The 2,251-nt window shown below is 31.2% G+C and carries 3 protein-coding genes; all 3 read left to right on the top strand.

All coding sequences use genetic code 11. The features are described from left to right. On the top strand, nucleotides 1-1,265 hold a 1,265-nt coding region (locus C1634_RS25615), incomplete at its 5' end, for an RHS repeat domain-containing protein (RefSeq protein ID WP_133248981.1). After that, nucleotides 1,253-1,609, top strand: a complete 357-nt coding sequence (locus tag C1634_RS25610) for a hypothetical protein (RefSeq protein ID WP_109739383.1) — start codon at nucleotides 1,253-1,255, stop codon at nucleotides 1,607-1,609. The genes C1634_RS25615 and C1634_RS25610, both read left to right, overlap by 13 nt. After that, complete coding sequence (locus tag C1634_RS25605) at nucleotides 1,606-2,004, top strand: hypothetical protein (protein WP_109739382.1); 399 nt, start codon at nucleotides 1,606-1,608, stop codon at nucleotides 2,002-2,004. The genes C1634_RS25610 and C1634_RS25605 overlap by 4 nt, the downstream gene beginning before the upstream one ends. The last annotated feature ends 247 nt before the right edge of the window (nucleotides 2,005-2,251 follow it).

Here is a 2,251-nt window from a genome sequence, read left to right as displayed (position 1 = left end):
TTCTATCTAAAGTTATTCAACAAAGTTCAAAAAGGAAGCAGAGGACTAATGCGCCAGAAGAGTCTTACTTAGCGAGCGTCCAAGTTCACCCCTGCTTTCTTTTAATAAATTTACTCCCTTTTGACAATTACAAAGTAAAGGCGAGCGTCTCGCTCGTGTTCATAAATAAAACAGAAAACCGCTGCAATTGCAGTGGTTTTTGCTCTTTCATCATTAAAAACTATTATATTTATCAATACAAAGACCACCTTGGAAATACCCGTGTGAGCTTTGCCAAAGACAGCTCAGGAGCTCTTGAAGTTACAGATACTAATAATTACTATGCTTTTGGAATGAATCATGTAGGAGGAATTAAAAGTTTATTAGGTGGTTATTTGAATTATAAGTACAATGGAAAGGAACTTCAGGAAAGTGGAATGTATGATTATGGCGCGAGATTCTACATGGCAGATTTAGGAAGATGGGGAGTGGTGGATCCGCTAGCAGAGAAGATGACAAGACATAGTCCTTATAATTATGCGTTTAATAACCCATTGAGATTTATTGATCCTGATGGCAGGGAAAATCAAGATTGGTTGCAACGTGGAAATCAAATATTTTTTGATTCGGAAATAAAAAGCCAAGAACAGGCTACAGCTAAATATGGAGAAAATGCACAGCATCTTTCAGAAGGTAGTTCAATTACAACAAAGGAGAATGGAGAAACAATTTCTCAATATACTTTCCACGATAATGGAACAATAACAAATGCTGATGGCTCTCAAAAAAGCAGTAAAGAAACATTTGAGACAAAAGACGGAACTACTATTATAGGCACAGAAAGTAAAGGTACTAGTTTTACATTTGGTGTTAATGGTGTTTTAGGAGGAGGATTTGGATTTGATATTGGGTTAGTAAAGGATTCAGGGAATAATTGGGGGATGTTTTTTAACAGGAATATAAATGTAGGCTTCGGAGCTGATTTAGGTGTAGGAATGGGAGTTATTACTCCTACTCATTCGGGACCTTTTCTATTAAATGATTATCCAGGAGAATCAAAATCTTTAAATGCGGGAATTTCAAGCCCAATTGGAGGTATAGGGGGTGCTTATGGGGGTACTTTTGATTCTAAGTCTACTCCTTTACAAATGATCAATCCTACAAATGTTGGATATGGGACTAACGGATATATAGAAGCCTCACGCTCTCCAATACAGGGGCCGTCACCAAAAGTTGGAGCAGGTATTTATTTAAAAAGGTCAAAAACAGCAGTATGGGATTTTTAACAACTAAGCAACAAATTTTTATATTATTACCTATTATTTTACTTATTATACTTTCTATTGTTTTAAATATAACAGATAAAAATTATAATAAACAGCAGTTTTATAATCAATATGGTGAAGGAAGAGTTGTTTTAAATGACTATAACAGTTCTTGTCATTGCCATACAATTAAATTATCTGATTCTCAGAGCTTAAATTTAGATGATATAAGAATCATAAGTATGATTAAAAAAAATGATTGGATTGTCAAGAAAAAGAATAATACTTTTTTTATAGTTTACAAAGCAGACCAGAGTCGTATTTTTTATGATATGTATAATAAAAATTTAAAAATAATAAAATGAAATATAATATTTTAAGCTCTCTTATTTGCTTCGTATTGTTTATTGGATGCGGGGAAAAAGAAGTCAAACAAGGAGAGATAGTTGTAGATGAATTTTATATCAAGAGTGAACAAAAAAACTATAAAGCAATTGATAGTATTATGAGTTTTAGATTTTATCAAACTACTCCTTATAAAGAGTTTATTAACATTTTAATAGAAAAAAATAAAGAATTTGGAAAAGTAAGAAAAAAGTCTTTAGAAAAATATAAAATTGTCAAATCTGTTACAGATACTATACATCTTGGCTACAATGTCGAATATAAAAATACACATACAAAAGAAAGTTTTACCTTGATAAAAGAAGATGGAAATTTTAAAATACTGAAATACTATATTAGCAAAACAGATGAATAATGCAATTTTAAGATTTATCTTGAAAAATTGAATTTATGAAATAAAAGGTTGTCTTTAGCTTGTAGTCCATAGCTACGCAAAGCCTTTGTTTATAAAAAGATTCTCGTAATTATATTCCCACCGCTGGCGCATTCTATGACAAAAAGCAAATAAAAAGTTTAAAATTTAAGATACAAATTTATAAGTATTTACAAATGGTGTATTACGGAATATTACAGCAAATGCTCGGCTTATAATTTTGCATTTT

The organism is Chryseobacterium viscerum (genome assembly GCF_002899945.2).
In the GTDB taxonomy this organism is placed as follows: Bacteria; Bacteroidota; Bacteroidia; order Flavobacteriales; family Weeksellaceae; genus Chryseobacterium; species Chryseobacterium viscerum.
This window is presented reverse-complemented; position numbering and strand designations above follow the sequence as displayed.